Consider the following 369-nt stretch of genomic DNA (forward strand, 5'->3'; position numbering starts at 1 on the left):
GAATTAAAGCAGGCTAAACTCGACCTCATCAGCATCAAAGATCAGGTTTATGAGTTACAGGCTACTATTGTTCAATCTAAAACTGATCAAATTCTTAATAATATTGATAAGTCAGTCAAAAAGACTGAATCAAAACTTAAGAATGTTGATATTAAGATTCAGACAACCGAAGAAGACAAAGATAAAGTTAAGTACTATAGTCAGCAAATCAAGCTGATTCAGCAACAGCAAAAAGAAGCTGCTAAGTACATCAAAGAGTTAGAAAAGCAAAAGAAAGCAGCTAAGGGTTTCCCTGAAATCCAAAAACAAATATCGGACGAAATATCTTCTTGGAAAGATAAGCAAAAGGATTTCAATCTAGAGCTATAT

1 protein-coding gene is annotated in these 369 nt (G+C 33.1%); it reads left to right on the forward strand.

The genetic code is table 11. The annotated features are described in order from the left end of the window. Positions 1–369, forward strand: a 369-nt coding sequence (locus tag R0J92_RS21945) for a hypothetical protein (RefSeq protein WP_411053203.1), incomplete at both ends; no start/stop codon positions are given.

Origin of the sequence: Tritonibacter sp. SIMBA_163 (assembly GCF_046535935.1) — a bacterium.
GTDB lineage: Bacteria > Pseudomonadota > Alphaproteobacteria > Rhodobacterales > Rhodobacteraceae > Epibacterium > Epibacterium scottomollicae.